General features: G+C 67.2%; 13 protein-coding genes. 8 read left to right on the top strand and 5 right to left on the bottom strand.

The annotated features are described in order from the left end of the window. Positions 1-106 precede the first annotated feature (106 nt). Positions 107-1,222, top strand: coding sequence for a tetratricopeptide repeat protein (locus AC1RUS_RS03930; RefSeq protein ID WP_492913248.1), 1,116 nt, complete (start codon positions 107-109; stop codon positions 1,220-1,222). On the opposite strand, the gene AC1RUS_RS03925 is transcribed toward AC1RUS_RS03930, so the two are convergent. Beyond that, entirely contained in the window at positions 1,219-1,554 is a 336-nt protein-coding gene (locus AC1RUS_RS03925; RefSeq protein WP_492913246.1) for a hypothetical protein, read from the bottom strand. The genes AC1RUS_RS03930 and AC1RUS_RS03925 overlap by 4 nt on opposite strands. 356 nt (positions 1,555-1,910) lie before the next feature. On the opposite strand from AC1RUS_RS03925, the gene AC1RUS_RS03920 reads away from it, so the two are divergent. Further along, positions 1,911-2,879, top strand: a complete 969-nt coding sequence (locus tag AC1RUS_RS03920) for a hypothetical protein (RefSeq protein ID WP_492913244.1) — start codon at positions 1,911-1,913, stop codon at positions 2,877-2,879. Next, positions 2,876-4,099 carry a hypothetical protein gene (locus tag AC1RUS_RS03915; RefSeq protein ID WP_492913242.1) on the top strand — a complete coding sequence of 408 codons (1,224 nt, stop codon included), beginning with the start codon at positions 2,876-2,878 and terminating at the stop codon, positions 4,097-4,099. The genes AC1RUS_RS03920 and AC1RUS_RS03915 overlap by 4 nt, the downstream gene beginning before the upstream one ends. Before the next feature lie 97 nt (positions 4,100-4,196). Here the strand turns inward: AC1RUS_RS03915 and AC1RUS_RS03910 are convergent, their stop codons facing one another. Then, a complete protein-coding gene (locus AC1RUS_RS03910) occupies positions 4,197-4,823 on the bottom strand; it encodes a site-specific integrase (protein ID WP_492913240.1) in 627 nt (208 codons plus the stop codon). Between the two features lie 530 nt (positions 4,824-5,353). Between AC1RUS_RS03910 and AC1RUS_RS03905 the strand changes: the two genes are divergently transcribed. Both AC1RUS_RS03905 and AC1RUS_RS03900 read left to right on the top strand, forming a co-directional pair. Further along, positions 5,354-5,932: a TetR family transcriptional regulator gene (locus AC1RUS_RS03905; RefSeq protein ID WP_492854066.1), complete on the top strand. Its 579-nt coding sequence runs from the start codon at positions 5,354-5,356 to the stop codon at positions 5,930-5,932. Between the two features lie 28 nt (positions 5,933-5,960). After that, entirely contained in the window at positions 5,961-6,995 is a 1,035-nt protein-coding gene (locus AC1RUS_RS03900; RefSeq protein WP_492913238.1) for an NAD-dependent epimerase/dehydratase family protein, read from the top strand. Here the strand turns inward: AC1RUS_RS03900 and AC1RUS_RS03895 are convergent. Then, the gene (locus AC1RUS_RS03895) at positions 6,929-7,378 is read right to left on the bottom strand and encodes a MerR family transcriptional regulator (protein ID WP_492913236.1); all 450 of its coding nucleotides are present in this window, start codon (positions 7,376-7,378) and stop codon (positions 6,929-6,931) included. The genes AC1RUS_RS03900 and AC1RUS_RS03895 overlap by 67 nt on opposite strands. 72 nt (positions 7,379-7,450) lie before the next feature. Between AC1RUS_RS03895 and AC1RUS_RS03890 the strand changes: the two genes are divergently transcribed. From AC1RUS_RS03890 to AC1RUS_RS03880, 3 genes are all read left to right on the top strand, one after another. Next, complete coding sequence (locus AC1RUS_RS03890) at positions 7,451-8,434, top strand: aldo/keto reductase (RefSeq protein WP_492913234.1); 984 nt, start codon at positions 7,451-7,453, stop codon at positions 8,432-8,434. Positions 8,435-8,729: 295 nt separating this feature from the next. After that, the gene (locus tag AC1RUS_RS03885) at positions 8,730-9,722 is read left to right on the top strand and encodes a hypothetical protein (RefSeq protein WP_492913232.1); all 993 of its coding nucleotides are present in this window, start codon (positions 8,730-8,732) and stop codon (positions 9,720-9,722) included. Next, a complete protein-coding gene (locus AC1RUS_RS03880; RefSeq protein ID WP_492913230.1) occupies positions 9,719-11,464 on the top strand; it encodes a hypothetical protein in 1,746 nt (581 codons plus the stop codon). The genes AC1RUS_RS03885 and AC1RUS_RS03880 overlap by 4 nt, the downstream gene beginning before the upstream one ends. 167 nt (positions 11,465-11,631) lie before the next feature. On the opposite strand, the gene AC1RUS_RS03875 is transcribed toward AC1RUS_RS03880, so the two are convergent. Together AC1RUS_RS03875 and AC1RUS_RS03870 are read right to left on the bottom strand one after the other, a co-directional pair. Next, positions 11,632-13,032 (bottom strand): amidohydrolase family protein, encoded by a 1,401-nt coding sequence (locus AC1RUS_RS03875; RefSeq protein WP_492913228.1) that lies wholly within the window; start codon positions 13,030-13,032, stop codon positions 11,632-11,634. A 429-nt stretch (positions 13,033-13,461) separates the two neighbouring features. Beyond that, on the bottom strand, positions 13,462-16,425 hold the full coding sequence (locus AC1RUS_RS03870; RefSeq protein ID WP_492914133.1) for a PAS domain-containing protein: 2,964 nt from the start codon (positions 16,423-16,425) through the stop codon (positions 13,462-13,464). Positions 16,426-16,479: the final 54 nt, after the last annotated feature.

Here is a 16,479-nt window from a genome sequence, read left to right as displayed (position 1 = left end):
CCGTGGAAAATATTCTGCTCCGAGGCCCTGCGCCGACCCTGACGACTTGACGCGCCGTCGACGCGGCCGCATGGCCGGAGCCATTCTGCCGTCCGTGCGAGGCTCCATGACCGCCGATCCGTCGCTCCAGCGCTTGCTGACGTTCCTGGAAACAGACCCGGACAATCTGCCGCTGCTGCAGGACACGGCCTTCGCGGCGCTGGAGGCGGGCGAGCCCGACACCACGCGAACCCTTCTGGCGCGCCGCGCGCAGCTGGAGGCACCGTCGCTGGTTCTGCGCAATCTCGAGGGACTGGCCGCGATGGCGCTGGACGAGCTGGACGCCGCACGCGAGATTTTCGCGGCCCTGCTGCTTGACGCGCCCGCCGACCCGGCGCTGCGCTTCAACTTGGCTTGGTGCGCAGCCCGGCAGGGCCTGTGGACCGAAGTCGACGATTTGCTTGACGCCGACGCAATCCGCGAGAGTCCCGCGGCCATCCGCCTGAAGGTCCAGGCCCTGCATCACCAGGGCGGACTGGAGGAGGCGCTGGCCATCGGTCAAGCCTCGGCCGGAACCAAGGCCGACGCGGCGCTGGCGGCGGCTCTGGCCGCCGTGGCCTTGGATTTAGGCGAGCTCGAACACGCTGAGGCGTTCGCGCGCGCGGCGGGCGAGACGGCGCCGGGCTTGGCGGCTCTGTCCTTGCTGCGGGTGGAAGCTTCGGACCTTGATGCGGCCATCGCCCTGGCGCGCCGAGCGCTGGCCTTGGACCCGCGTGAGGGTCGCGCGCGCCTGGGGCTTGGCCTGGCGCTTTTGGCCCAAGGCGAAGCTGGTGCGGCGGCGGTCGAGCTGGACGCGGCCGCGGAGATTTTCCGCCGCCACCTGGGCGCCTATGTCGCCGCCGGCTGGGCTTATTTCACGGCGGGCGATCTTGCCGCCAGCCGCGCCCGCTTCGAGGCGGCGTTGGCGCTGGATGAGAGCTTCGCAGAAGCCCGTGGCGGGTTGGCGGTGCTCGACATCGTCGCCGGCGATCTGGTTTCCGGCCGCTCCTTGGCCGAACAGGCCAGTCGTCTCGATCGCGACGGCTTCGCCAGCGCCCTGGCCATGAGCTTGCTGGCCGATCAGGCCGGCGATGCCCACACGGCTGAGCAAATTCGCGATCGCGCTCTCAACGCCGCGGCCGGTCCCGGCGGCCGCAGCGTCCTGCAAACCATGACCGCGCTAGGACTTCGCCCCCGCCGCTAACGCGCGGCGGCGCGAAGATCGCCGATCACGCGATCGAAGAGTTTGGCGCCGTCCGGATCCGTTTCCAGGGTCGCAGTGACCTTCTCAACGACTTGCTGGAACCGCGCGTCATTGACCAAGCCGCGCCCGAACTGGTCGCTGAGGACATCCTGGATCAGAGCCCGGCGCAGCCGGCGATCGTCGATGCTGTCGATCTCGCCCAACGCTGCGACCAGATTGGATTGTCCCTTGCCGACGACCGCTTTTCCAGCGCCGCGCGCGCCCTTGGTTTGCTCAAGCAGCCGCTGGCGCAACAAGATCACCAGGCCATCGATCTGGCTGACGCGGGTCATGGGCACGGACTCGGAATGGCGACACCAACTCACTCTACATGCGCTTTTGTGTTGTGCGCCGCGGCAGAGCGACCTGCGATAACACGAAAAGGGCTGCGCGGCAGGTGCGCATTAGCGCCTGCGGGTCAAGGGCAGCTTCGCGCCAATAGCCGCCATTGGCATACCTCCGGAAACTGGACGTTCGGCGAGAGGTCGATCAGATCAGGGTGCACCCGCCCGCGCCAATCACCGGGGTCTAACGACAGCGCTTTCTCCGGCTCCTCGGATCAGCCCCGCGCGCTTTGATCAAACGACGTTATAGATCTAGCATTCGTCCGACGTCGTGAAATGCTCACCGGGCGCTATGGGGGATGGGCTTGAGCTTGAAACGGATCGCGCTGGCGCTGTTGTCGCTTGGCGCCTGCATGTTCGCCGGCGCGGCGAATGCAGGTTCACTGGCCTGCTGGACGTTCGAGTTCGTGCCAGAACAACACGTTCCCCATCCATCTCTGGGCGAGGTCCAGAACGGCCACACCTACTACTCGGACGAGTTCGAGTGGACCGACGGCGTCGAACAGGATGGCTATGCGGAGCTGTTCGAAGCCTACGTCCGCAAGACCGTCCAGCCTCTGGGCGCGGGCAGTCTCTACGTCTCGGGCTGTAGTATGAGCAACGCCACCGGGACTCCGAAGTCCAACGCTTCCAGAGCGCACGACCGCTTCTTCCGCGAGTCCGACGGCCGCTCGACCAACCTGCACTGGACGCCCAGCGCGGCGGATCTCCTGAAGGCGCCGCCGCCACTCAGTTCCAAGCCGATCTATATGCAGTGCCTGACCGTGCCTTCGGCGCGATTCTACAACCCCGGCGACTACGGCAAGACGCCTGTCTTCCAGGTCCAGCTCAGTGAGAGCTTCGCCATCGAGCGCGAGGCGTTCAGGAGCTACCTGGAGGCCAACAAGATCGAGGGCGCGCCCAGGTGCCTGAAAGCGCGCACCCGCGAGCGGCTGAACGCCCTGGCGCTCGACGAGATCGACCATTCGAGCTCCGGAGGCCGGATCTTCGATATCCCGTTCAAGCCCGACGGCGCGCTGGCCGAACAGAAAACAGTACCGACACCCAAGCCGAAACCACCCGTCGCCTCGACAGGCGGCAGCCTCACGATCAAGACCGACACCTCCCTTCGCGACGTCGGCAAGGCCTGGGACGCGCAGGTGAAGAAGGCTTTGGCTGACGAGGCGAGGAAGAAGGTGGAACTGGCGGCGAAGACCGCCCAGGCCGACGCCAAGGCCAAGGCTGAGTGGGAGGCCTTCTTCGTGGAGCGCCGTCGCCAGGGACGAGCCCAATGATGCGCGCGCTCCTACTGGCCGCCACGTTCGTCCTCGCCGGCACCGCTCACGCCCAGAACCTGACGGTCGATCCCAAGCGGTCGACCACCTTCAACAAGCCAGTTCTGATCCGGCCTGGAGAAACCGTCGCTAGCGACATCTCCACGTCGGACTTCCGGGTGCTGGCGAACTGGAACGCCGAGCACTTCGCCTTTACCGGCCGGGCCGGCGAGACGGTGAGCGTGCGCGTCCGCACCGACCTTCCTGACTTCGAAGTCCTATTCCGAGGGCCTGGTTCGGACGGCAAGGTGCTGGCGCGAGGGACGGCTAAGGACGCTCCCGTGGTCGCGATCCTGCCCGCCGATGGAACCTACTTCCTCCTGGTGAACTCCAAGGGGCCAGCGCACATCGGCAAGTACCTTATGTCCTTCGGCATGGGCGCCACGCCGCCGTCCTTGCCGGGAGATACGGCCGCAGCCGTTGCCGAACCGCCCAAGCCGCCGTCGAAGCCCGAACCGCCCAAGGGAGCGCAGCTGGCCGGCTCGACCACGCCTGCGGCGACGCCCAAAAGGCCCGCGCCGCTTCCCATGCCCAAGCTCACCCCGCCGCCTGGCGTGCTCGCGGCTGAAATCGGAAAGTCGATCATTAGACCCGCCGGAAAGGTTGGCGCCGAGGTCGATCTTTTCGCCTTCGCTGGCGAGTCCGGTTCAGTGCTGCAGGTCAGCGCTGGCGGACCGACCGCAGGCGGCCACACCATCACGCTCTACACGCCCGAAGGCGATGAAATGCTGACGGCCGAGGGCGTCGATCAGGCTGAACTGACCGCTGTGCTGCCTAAGGATGGCATTTACCTGCTCGCGGTTGGCCGTCAGAACGCCGCCAAGCCCTACAAGCTGACCCTGGCCGCGGATTCACCAGACCTCTTCCAATGGAGCTTCCGTAACCTGGCGGGCTACGAGGTTTATGATGACAAGGGCGCGCTGTCCTTCTCAAGCTGCTGGACGGCGCCGGGCGCGACCCTGCGCTACACCTTCGCCAACGGTTTCAAGGGGACCTTGAGTGTCCAGCGCGGCGGCGACGGCGTTTGGGAATTCGAGGGCCAGGGGCAAAAGCCCTTCACCACCAAACTGACAGAAGGCGTCTTCGTGCGGACGTACGCGGACGGCCGCACGCCCGTTTCCTGGAGTCTGGACATGCCCGAGCCGAAGACCGGGCCTTATCGCGGCTACCGTTGCCGCTAAGCCCCAATAGCCGCCCTTTGGCCGGCTGCGGGAACACGACCTTCCAGGGACGGCGTATAGAATTGCAAGTCAAGGCCCCAGCTCCAGGGCGCGCGATCTACAGATCGATGGCCTCGGACATCTCAAGCGCGTCGTCGACCTCGATGCCGAGATATCGAACCGTGCTCTCCAGCTTGCGGTGGCCGAGAAGAAGTTGGCAGGCCCGCAGGTTGCCCGTTTTCTTGTAGATCAGCGCGACCTTCGTTCGTCTGAGGCTGTGCGTTCCGTACGCTCGCGGCTCGAGCTCGATCATAGACACCCACTTATCGACAAGTCGGGCGTACTGCCGGGTGCTGACGTGCCCGCCCGGCCGGCTGCGGCTGGGAAACAACCAATCGTCGTGGCGGCGGCCGCGAACCTTGATCCACGTGGCCAGAGCATCTCGCGTTGGCTCCGTGATCTCAAAGGGAACGGGCTGACCCGTTTTCTGCTGGATGATCATCGCACGCGGCCGAATTAGTCCGCCTGGCGCCACGTCGCTGACACGCAATTTCACCAGGTCGCAGCCTCTGAGCTTGGCGTCGATCGCGCAGTTGAACATCGCCAGGTCGCGTACTCGACCGTTGGCCTTCAGCTGTTGGCGAATTCCCCAGATATGCTTGGGCTTGAATGGCGGCTTAGGGCCGATAATGCGCGCGGTATTCCAAGGCCGCTTGGGCGGAAGGAAGAGGTCAAATTGAGCCATGTTCGCCTCCTGCGAATTGGCTACTCCCCTCGCCTCATCTTACCATATTTCGGCTCTTCACGTTCAGGCGCCGCAGAGCGGCCCTTTGCGCTCATCCGGTTCCCGGACATTCGCTCTTCGACGCCAGCGGCTATCTCCGACCCCAGACAGACGTTGACGACTACGCGTCAGGTGTTTTGGACTTGGAACTGAGGGCGAGGACGAGCGCGGTAGCGATGCAGATCAGAAAGCCGCCAATGATCGCGATTGTTGCGAACGACTGCGTCATATCGATCCTCCGTCATCGTCGGAATTCTATCACCTTAAAGTCAGCTCACCACCCCTCTCCGTCTATCCGAAGGTCTGCTTCGCCGGCCGGATCGCGCCAGAAGCTGACCTTGGCACGCGTCCAGGAACAAGACGTTGGCGGAAGGCGCGCCTGGCGACTGCGCGGTGCCTAGGAGGCGGCAGCTTCCGCGGCGACGCTGCTGAGCCTTGACCGACAGCCACTCTCATTTATAACCGTCCGGTCGGTTATGAATGGAGCCAAGATGGGACGCAAACGCGTCATCGACCAGCAGGTCATTCTCGACGCCGCCGAGCGCGTCGTCGCGCGGGACGGCGCGGCCAACCTGACGCTCGACGCCGTGGCCAAGGAGGCCGGGGTCGGCAAGGCGACGGTGATCTACGACTTCAAGACCAAGCAGGCGCTGATCGAGGCGGTGGTCGATCGCTCGTTCGCGGCCGACAACGCCCGTCACGCGGCGCTGGAAGCCGAACTGGCGGGCCAGGACAGCCCCGTCATCCGCGGGCGGATACGCGGCGGCGCCCACGCCCCGCCCGAGGACTTCCGCGCCGTCGCCCTGAACCTCAGCGCCGCCCTGGTGCTGGACGCCGACCTGCGCCGGAAGATGCAGGCCAACCAGGCCGGAGTCGTCGCCCGCGTGCTCGACACCTCGGCCGCGCCGCGCGGGGCCCTGCTGGCCTATCTCGCCCTCGAGGGCCTGAAGTTTCTCGAATTCCTGGACTTCCACCACTTCCCGCCGGCCGAGCGCGACAGGATCGTTCGCGAGATCGAATGGTTGTCCTCGGCGACGCCGCAGGACGGCCCGCCGCCGACGGGCGACTGACCCCTCCCCCAAACCGGACTTCAAGACCATGACCAACCCTTCCTCCGCCGACCTCGGCGCGGCGACGAGCGCGCGCGCCTGCCCGCGACGCCTCTTCGTGACCGGCGCGGCCGGCTATGTCGGCCGCAATCTGGTGCGCCGCTTCCTGAGCGACGGCGTCGAGGCCGTCGCCCTGGTGCGCAGCCCCGAGGCCGCCGACCGCCTGCGGGCCCTGGGCGCGATCGCCGTGGTCGGCGACGTCCTCGATCCGGGGATCGGCCAGGCCATGGCCGGCTGCGACGCCCTGATCCACGCGGCCGCCGACACCGACCACGGCCATGGCGGCGCGGCGCAGATGCGCACCAACGCCGAGGGAACCCGGACCGTCCTTCGCGCCGCCCGGGCCGCGGGCGTGCGCCGCGTCGTGCACCTGAGCACGGAGTCGGTGCTGAGCGACGGGCGGCCGCTGAGGAACGTCGACGAGACCCGGCCCTATCCGGCCCGGCCGGCCGGTTCCTATTCGCGCAGCAAGATCGCCGCCGAGAGGATCGCCCTCTCCATGAACGACGAGACCTTCGCGGTCGTCGTCGTGCGCCCGCGCTTCGTCTGGGGCCGCGACGACACGACGGCCCTGCCGACGCTGGTCGAGGCCGCCCGCTCTGGCCAGCTGGCGTGGATCGATGGCGGCGGCTATCGGACCTCGACCACCCATATCGACAATCTCTGTCACGGCGTCGATCTGGCACTGCGGGCCGGGCGCGGCGGCGAGGTCTATTTCCTGTCGGACGACGAGCCGATGGCGTTCCGGACGTTCGTCTCGGCGCTGCTGGAGACGCAAGGCATGGCGGCGCCGGACAAGGTCGTTCCGCGCGGTGTGGTGCGCGCCGTCGCGGCCGTGGGCGACCTGATCGGCCTGCTCTCGCGGGGTGGAAAGCCTGTACCGCTCACCCTGCAAGGCTTCGCCGCCTCGGCCGTGGAGGTGACGCTCGACATCGGCAAGGCTCGGCGTGAACTCGGCTATGCGCCGGTCGTCTCCCTGGCCGAAGGGCTCTCGGAACTGGCGGCCTCGGCGCGGCAGAGATAGTCCTCCAGGCGCGGGACGTCGCCGGGGCGTCCCGCCGCCAGCCAGTCGAGCTTGCCCTGCAGGAAGTCGAGACCGGCGTCGAGTTCGGCCCGGCGTTGCAACAGGCGCTCGATCTGAAGACGCAGGACCTGCGCCGTACGCTCGTCACCGCCGCCGCCCGCCCGGTATTCCTCGTTCAGCGCCGCGATCTCCCGCAGCGAATAGCCGAGCGATTGCTGCAGGCGGATCATGCGGGCGGCGGTGACGTCGTCGCGGGTGAAGACCTGGTACGGATTGCCGCCGCCCTTACCGCCCCGTTCGGGCCGCAGCAGTCCCTTCCCGACATAGAACCGGACGGTGTCGACGGGCAGGCCGACGACGCGGGCGAACTCCGAGATCAGCATGCCGGCGCCTCCTTGACCATGGACCATGGTCCACACTTATAGAGCTGTTCGTCATTCATTCGGAGCCTTTCCATGACGAACATTTCGCACGCGCTTCCCAAGGTCGAACTCGGGCGGGGCGGCCCCTCCATCGGCGCCCAGGGCCTGGGCTGCATGGGCATGAGCGAGTTTTACGGCGCGACCGACGAGACCGAGGCCCGCGCCACGCTAGACCGCGCCCTGAACCTCGGTGTCACCCTGTTCGACACCGCCGACATGTACGGGCTGGGCGCCAACGAGGCCTTCCTGGCGGATTTCCTGCGCAGGAACCGGGGCACGGCCCTGGTCGCCACCAAGTTCGGCTATGTCCGCACGCCGCAGACGCCCGACGACTGGAGCCTCAGCAACCGCCCCGAACACATCCGTGCGGCCGTCGAGCGCTCGCTGAAACGCCTCGGGGTCGAGGTCATCGACCTCTACTACATGCATCGCCGCGACAAGGCCGTGCCGCTGGCCGAGTCCGTCGGCGCGATGGCGGACTTGGTGAGCGCCGGCAAGGTGCGCCAACTGGGCCTGTGCGAGGTCGAACCCGACGAACTGCGCCAGGCCCATGCGATCCATCCGATCGTCGCCCTGCAATCGGAATGGTCGCTGTTCAGCCGCGACATTGAGGACGACATCGTACCGCTGGCGATCGAACTGGGCGTGACGCTTGTGCCCTTTGCTCCGCTCGGGCGCGGGCTGTTGACGTCCCGCGGTTTCGCTAGATCCTTGCCGCAGGGAGATGCTCGTCTGAACTTCCCGCGCTTCGCCCCGGAAAACCTGGAGCGCAATGATCAGCTCGTCGACGCGGTGGCGTCCCTGGCCACCGCGCGAGGCGTCACCCCTGCGCAAACTGCCCTGGCGTGGCTCCATACCCAGTCCCGTAGACTGGGCGTGAGTACGGTACCGATCCCCGGCACGCGGCGTCGCCAACGCCTCGAGGAAAATGTCGCCGCCGCTACGATGACTCTGTCCGACGTAGAGATGACTGCGCTGCAACCGCTCGCTAGTGAGGTTGGAGGCGTACGGGTCTGATAACGCCGCCGCTGCGGCGACAGAGCTGCGGCATGAGCGGCCCTTGGCACCACTCCGGTTTCTGGACGTGTAGCCACGGGAGCCGCTGGCGAGCGACCCTGGGCGGAGTTGCGATTTAGCCTCCTCCTAACCAGGTCGAGACGTCATTAACGGGTGGAGGCGACAGGCCTCCGCCCGCTTTCGTCGCTAGCGTCGGTGTTGACTGCCGCAACCAGGATCGTCCACCTAAGGCGCGTGAGGGACCATCGTTATACGGCCGGGAGGGACGATGCGGTTTGGTGGATTCTGGGCTCTTTTGCTGATGGTCCTGGGGCTTGCCCTAACGGCCGGCGAGGCCTCCGCGCAAGGCAAGACCCGCTGGGTGATGCGATGCGAGTACACCTCGAATAGAGGCGGCTCCAATCCCTATATCTACAGCAGGGCCTTCGCGTTCGAGGCCGAAGCCAACATGTCCAGTACAGCGATGGCTGATGAGTGGTTCGCCTTCCTGTCGACAAAATACAGCTCGATCCATCGCTCTTTCGCCGCCTGCCAAGCGAGCCCCGAGGGCGCGCCTCGTTATGTGCTCGAACTGCTCACGCGCTCGGGCAAGACCTTCGAGGAGGTCAATTGGATGCCCGCCTATGGTGTCCCCTACGCCTTGCCGAGCGAGCTGTATTATTACTGCGTGGCGCCGGAGGAGGGCCTCGTCAGACAGTTCGTTACCGACCTGTTCAAGGCGCCGTTTCCACCGACCATGGCCGAATTCCACAAGCTGCTCGCCGACGCCAACTCGGCCCACGCCACGTGGATGCGCGGCCAAGGCATGCGATACTACACCACCAACATGGGCTGCGATGCGATCGGGCCCGAGCCGTTTCAGGCCTATGCCGCTCGGCTGGACGGCTACACGCACCGGTCCGATCCGACGCGCTACGCTCTGACCCGTTCGGCCTGGCCCGGCCTGACCAAGGCCATCGCCCCCAACCTGATCGACGATCTCACCGCACGCGGTCGTTACGCCAAGATGCGGATCAACGCCCCTGCCGCGATGGCCAAGACCGCCCCGCCGCCTACCGCGCGCCCCAAAGCGCCTGCGCAGGTCAGCAAGCCCGCCCTGACCATCAAGGCCGACACCTCGCTGCGCGACGCCGGCAAGGTCTGGGACGAGCAGGTAAAGAAGACCTTGGCCGAGGAGGCCAGGAAGAAGGTCGAACTGGCCGCCAAGACTGCACAGGCCAACGCCAAGGCCCAGGCCGACACGGAGGCCTTCTTCCGCGAGCGCCGCAAGCAGGGGCGCGCTCAATGAGTCGCCTTGCCTTGTTCGGAGCCGCCGCGACGCTCGCCGCGGCGAGCGCCACCCAGGCCCAGGTCCTGACCGTCTCCCTGAAACCGATGGCCGCCGCCCCCGTGGAACAACAGTCGACCACGGTGCTGAAAGGCGGCGCGATCTGCATCAAGCAAGGTCCGACGACGGGCTCGGCGATGCGCCGCGCCTTCACTACCGGCGAAAGCGACGCACGCCTGCGCGAGGAGCTGACTAAGGCGGGAATTGCGGTGAACGCGTCAGGCTCGGCGCCCGTCGAGGTGGCGGGGGTCGCCCGCGTCTCGCTGGCGGACGTGTGCCTGCCCAATATCGGCTTTGGCAACACCGACACCATCAGCGGCAAGGTCGAGGTCGCGGTGGAATGGATCCTGACCGACCGCGCGACCGGGACCGAGATCGGACGGCTGTCCACCCGCGAGGCGATGGAGCGCAAGAGCGCACCGGGCGGGCTGGCTGGCATGGTGGCCGAAGCCTTCGCCGCCAACACCAGGGTCCTTGCGGCCAACCCGGCGTTGCGGGCGGCGGCGGCCCGCCCGCTGCTGGCGTCGGCGAAGCCCGACGCTGTCCAGCCGCGCGACCCGGCCGTGCGCGTCCTCGCCCCCTGGCGCAGGACGACGTCGAAGACGCCTCACGTGATCGCCGCGCCTCAGATCGTCGAGAGCGACCTCGACATGCTCGACAACGGTGACAGCCTGAACCAGACCGAATACCTCGCCGTCCCGCTCGAGGCCGGCGAAACATTGCGCCTGGAGATGTTGGAGGCTTCAAAGGAAATCATTCTTCTCGTCGCCAATCCCAACAATAGGTACGTCGCCGCGACCAGCCAGAAGAACCCCGAGCGCCAGCTCTCCGTGCCGATCAATACGGCGGGGACTTATGTCGTCAGCGTCTGGTCAAAGGGCGATCCGCCAGTCACATCCTACCGGCTGAAGATCGACACCGACCGACGGCCCTACATCAAATGGGAGCCGCCATCGCCGGCGCCGCCTCCCGTCAAGCTCATGGCGGCCCAGGCGCCGGCGGCGGCGACGACCAAGCCTCCCCCCAAGCCCCCGGTCGCGCCGCCGGCGCTGCCCAAGTTCACGCCGCCGCCGGGGGTGCTGACCGCCGAGGTTGGCAAGTCCATCGCGCGGCCGGCCGGAAAGGTCGGGGCGTCCGTCGATCTGTTCGCCTTCATCGGCGAATCCGGCTCGGTTCTGCAGGCCAGCGCCGGCGCGCCCGGGTCCGGGGGGCACGCCATCACCCTCTATACGCCCGAGGGCGCGGAGATGCTGAAGGCCGATGACGTCGATCTGACAAAGCTGATTGCAGTGTTGCCCAAGGACGGAATCTATCTTCTGGCGGTTGGCCGCCAGAACGCAGCCAAGCCCTACAAGCTGACCCTGGCGGCCGAGTCGCCGGATCTTTTCCAGTGGAGCTTCCGCAATGGCGCCGGATACGACGTCTATGACGCCAAGGGCGCCGTTTCCTATTCGACGTGCTGGACAGCCCCAGGCTCGACTCTGCAGTACAGGTTCGCCAATGGCGTCACGGGCACGCTGACCGTCCAGCGCGGCGGCGCCGGCCGGTGGGAGTTCACCGGCCGGCCGGCCTGGGTTTTCACCACACAGCTGGCGGCGGGTGTCTTCGTACGAACCTACGAGAACGGCGCCTCTGCGCCGGACTCCTGGGCCCTGGACGGTCCGGAGCCGGACACCGGCGCCTATCGCACCTACCTCTGTTGACGCCTGAAGCCGCTCTGCCAAGGTCGTGTCTACAATACGGGATCGAAGGCGCGCTAAGCTGAGCATGCGCCAGTAGCCGACCTTAGGACAGTGCCAGAAACCTGACCTTCGGAGCCGCCCACTCCGCTGGGGTGAGCGTGGCGGAGTAGGCATCGGAAGCACAGGCGTCAGAAGTCCGTGATGTCGTCTTCTCGCAGTGGAACGAAGTCATCACGCGTGAAGACGCGCCCGCGTTTCACGGTCATCACCACCGTCTTCAGATTGTCGATCGACGCCAGGGGGTCCTTGGACAGCACGATCATGTTGGCGAGCTTGCCAGCCTCCAGGGTGCCCATATCTCGCTCCTGCCCGGCCGCCCTTGCGCCAATCAGGGTCGCCGAGCGGATCACGGCGTCGGGCGGCAGGCCGGCGCGATCGACCAGCGCCGACAGTTCGTGAAACAGGTCCGGCCAGAGATCGCTCGCCGGCGCGACGTTGTCTGTCCCGGCTGAGATCTGGACCCCGGCCCGGTAGGCTTGGTGGGTGATCGCGCCGCCCACGACGTCGTCGCAGGATCCCGGCTTCAGAGGCGGCGTGCTGCTGGGGCCGGCAGGCGGCGCGGCGCCATAGGTCCACACCGTCGCGTCGAGGATCGTCCCGCGCGCGACCATGACCGCAAACAGCCGCGCCAGCACCGGATTGTCGCCTGCCCTGAACGTGTCGAGATCGACCGGGTGGCGCGGCTGCGCCCACCGGGGAACCTGCGGATCGGTCTCACGAACCAGCAGGCAGGCATGGGAGATCGCCTCGACGCCGGCGGCGACCACCTCCGAAGGCTTGGCCGGGTAGAGCGTGGCGTGGGACCAGACCCTCAGGTGCTGACGATGGGCTTCGGCCGTGATCCGGCCGGCCAGCACCGAATCCAGGTCGGCATAAAGCTTGATCGCCGTGGCCGAGGTTCCGGCCGCCCGAGCGACGGCCAGCGGCAGGTTCGTCTGATCGGTAACCGCCTGCATCCACGGCACTTGGCCCGGCTCCCCGCCAGCCGTGGTCTGAGCCGTGCGCGGGTCGGTGAAGAAGTCGGGGCCGGCCATCAGCGCGGCGTAGTAGACGTCCGACGCTGCGATCTCGCCGACCCGGCTGGCCCGCGTGATGTCGCCTAGGGCGCGAAGGTCATCGGCCATGTCGCGAACTGCGGTTACCCCGCCATAGAGGTCCCGGCGCAGCATAGCCTCGGCTTGGCGGCGGTTGGGCGGCGTGGCCAGGTGCACGTGCGAGTCGATCAGGCCTGGAATCAGGTATTTCCCGTGCAGGTCGACGACCTTGGCCTTGGCGGTCTCGGCCGGCCGCGTCGCGTCGGAAAACACGCTCAGGATCCGTTCGCCCGAGACCAGCACGTCCATATGCGGACGCGCGGGTGCGCGCGTGCCGTCAATCAGAATGGCGTCGCGGTAGAGGACGAGGTCGGCGTTGGTCGGCGGCGCGAAGGGTGTAGGAGTTCCAGCCTCGGCCGAGGTCCAGGTCAGTGCGGCGAGAAATGCGCCAGCGCAGATCTTATGCCAGCTCGGACGATTATATCGGGTGCGCATTTACCGGATCCGACGGCGAGGACTTTGCTCAACCACACAACGGAACCATGCTTGCTAGGTCATCGGCAATCTTCTTCGCCGCACCGCAAGGCCCCCCTTCCCTTTGTCGAGACTGCGCCACAAGACGTTGCGACAGCCGATCCTCGGCCCCGCGAGCGATGGTCTTCGAAAAGCGGTCTGATCAGGCATCACGACAAGGCGTCGACACGCGCCCTTTCCGCTAGGGCGCGCCTGGCCCCGGGGCGTGCCAGGCCGAACACCATAGGGCCCATCGGCCAGCGCGCTCGCCAAACCCGGCTTGAGCGTACACCGCGCCCCGGTTCCGCCGGGGCGCCTTCGCGCGTTGGCTTTCATGTTAAGAACGCTCGGGTCGGGCGATCGGGGCTGGGCGGGCCATCGCCGTGGCCGGGCGGGGCCTGTTAGGACGACCTAGATTCGAAGCGTGGCGATGGCGTCCGACAGTTCCCGCGCCCGGAAGGGTTTGGTCAGGCGCGGCATATCCAGCGGCACCCCCTCGGCCTCGGCATAGCCGGAGATGATCAGCGCCGGCAGGCGGGGCCGGGCAAGCCGGGCCGCGCGAACCAGCTGGGCGCCGTTCATGCCCGGCATGAGGTGGTCAGTGACCAGCAGCGCCAGGTCGTCGCGCTTCCGCAAAACGGCTAGGGCCTGTTCGGCCGATCCGGTCTCGATCACCTGGAAGCCGATCTCCTCGAGCATGTGGGCGGTGCTGGCTCGCACCACCTCCTCATCGTCGACGAGAAGCACCGTGCCGAGGCGATTGACGTAGAGACCGGAGGAGGTCTCACCAAGGTCGACGGCCGGGGCGGACGCCGTGCTCGCGGGCAGCCAGAGCGTCACGCAGGTTCCGGATCCGCCCGTGCTGGTGATCTCCAAGGCGCCGCCCAGCTGTTGAACCAGCCCGTGGACCATCGACAGACCAAGGCCTGTCCCCTTGCCGACGCCCTTCGTCGAGAAAAAGGGTTCGATCGCCCGCTCGATCGTGGCGGTGTCCATGCCGACGCCGGTGTCGGCCACCGTGATCTTGACGTAGTGGCCCTCGGCCAGGCCCGGCGGCCGCTTTTCGCCCGCCGTCTCGGGCGCCACGGAGATCTTCAGGTCGCCGCCGTCAGGCATGGCGTCGCGGGCGTTAACGCTGAGATTGAGGATGGCCATCTCGAGCTGGTTGGGGTCGCCATGGGCCATGGGCAGGCCCTGGGCGATGTCGGTCACGACCCGCACCTGCGGACCCGTCGTGCTCGCGACGAGTTCGGCCATGCCTGTCACCAAGCTCGCCGTATCGACCGCCGTCGGCTGCAAGGGCTGGCGGCGCGCGAAGGCCAGCAGGCGCTGGACGAGCGTCCTGGCCCGCTCGGCGGACTGCAGCGCGCCGGCGATCAGGCGCTGCTCGCGCTCGGTGCCCAGGCCCCTTCGGCCGAGCATGTCCAGGGAGCCGATGATGGGGGTCAGCAGGTTGTTGAAGTCGTGGGCGACGCCACCGGTGAGCTGGCCTAATTGTTCGACCTTCTGCGACTGCCTTAGCTGCTCCTCGGCGTCGGCCAAGCGGCGCTGCTCGGCCACGCGCGCCGTCACGTCGTACACAAACTGATAGGCGCCGGCTAGATCGCCCTCGGCGTCGTAGTAGTTGCGGAAGGTCAATTCGAACCAGCGGCGCTGGTGCTCGGCGCTGCCGAACGCGCGCACGTCGGTATACTCCTCTCCGGCCAGCGCGCGGTCCCACGCGGCCTTGATCTCGGCGACGTCGTCGGGCCGGTCGCCGATCAGGGCGAGCATGTTGTCGCCGACCTTGGGCCGCGCCCCGTAGGCGTCCTCGAAGGCCTGAATGCCAGCGCGGTTGAGCGCCAGGATGCGGTATCCGTGATCCATGACGATGATGATGGCGTCGGTGTTCTCGACCAGGTCGACGAGCAGGCGCCGCTCGGCGATCCCCTCGACGATGCGGCGTTCGAGCGTCTCGTTGAGTTCCTGAAGCGCCTGCTCGTCGGCCTTTCGGGCAGTGATGTCGATCGCCGTGCCGATGACCCGAAGGCACCGGTCGCCATCGAACACACCCCGGCCCTTGGCGGCAACCCAGCGCACCACGCCATCGTCCAGACCGACCGTGCGGTACTCGACGTCGTAGAGCTCACGCACCGCCGGGTCGGCCGCCGCCGCGTAGGCCTTGGTTGTCGCGTCGAGGTCATCGGGATGCAGGCCCCCGTAGAAATCGGCCATCGAGACGGGGCGATCGGTGACAATACCGAACATCCGCTTCAGGCGGCGCGGCCAGTAGAGCGTGTCGTCGACCACGTCCACGTCCCAGAGGCCGACTTCGGCCGCGTCGGTGGCCAGGCGCAGCTGTTCCTCTTGCCGACGAAGCGCGGCCTCGGCGCCGACGCGCTCGACGTGGGCCCAGGACCGCTCGGTCACTGCGCGGATGACCGAGAGTTCGTAGTCGGTCCAGAGGTGCGGGACCTTGTGATGGATCGCCATCAGGGCGACCAGGCGCCCGGCCTTGACCAGCGGCATGCAGATGGTGGCGGCAATGCCGATGTCCTGGAAGGTCTTGGCTTCGTGCGGGGCCAGTTCCGCGAGATTGTCGTTGACGATCAGCGGCCGGCCAGCCCCCAACTCCCGCACCGCCAAGGTTCCGAAGTCGGCCAGGCTGTAGTGGCCGACGATCGAGGGCGAGGCCGCGTCGTGCCAGTCGCCCTGGATGGTGAAACCGTCTTGGTCCGCGTCCATGTCGGCATAGGCGCAGTTGGAGACGCCCAGGTGTTCGCCGACCATGCGGGTGGTGACCCGCAGGATGTCGTCGGCGGTGTTGTGGGCGCTGATGGCCTGCCCGAGCTGGTCGAGGAACCCAAAGAGCCGGGCGCTGGTCGCCAGTTGCTGTTCGGCCACGACGCGCTGGGTGATGTCGAAGACCATCGCCAGGATGCCGACCGGTCGTCCCGCCTCATCGCGAACGGGTGTGTAGTCCAGATCCATCCAGACCTGCTCAGCGCGCCCGAGCCGCCAAAGCTCCAGGGGCTGAGCCGCGTAGTGGAGCGCTTCGCCGGCCAGGCCGCGATCCAGGATATTCTGATTGAAAAAACGCGCCTCGGGCCAGATGTCCAGGACCTTGCCGCCCAGCGCGGCCGGGTGGCGAGGACCGCAGACCTCGGCATAGCCCTCATTGTAGATCAGCCGCCCGTCGGGCCCCCACAGGATCACCATCGGCACGCGGGACGACAAGATCGTCTGGACGGTGGTGAAGAGCTCCGCCGGCCAGGTGTCGATTGGGCCCAGGCCGGCCTCGGACCAGTCGTAGGCCCGGATCAGGTCGCCGACCGCGCCGCCGCCTTGCAACTGGCGGCTCGCCGCGCGCGGCAGACCTTCAGCATCGGCGTTCATGACGTCCACGGCCCACCCTCTTTGGTCCCAGCGTTAGCTCAAGCCGCCGGACTG

It is taken from the genome of Caulobacter sp. GW821-FHT10F06, from assembly GCF_058809215.1.
Note: the sequence above shows the minus strand (reverse complement) of the source record. Positions and strands in the feature narration are given on the sequence as shown.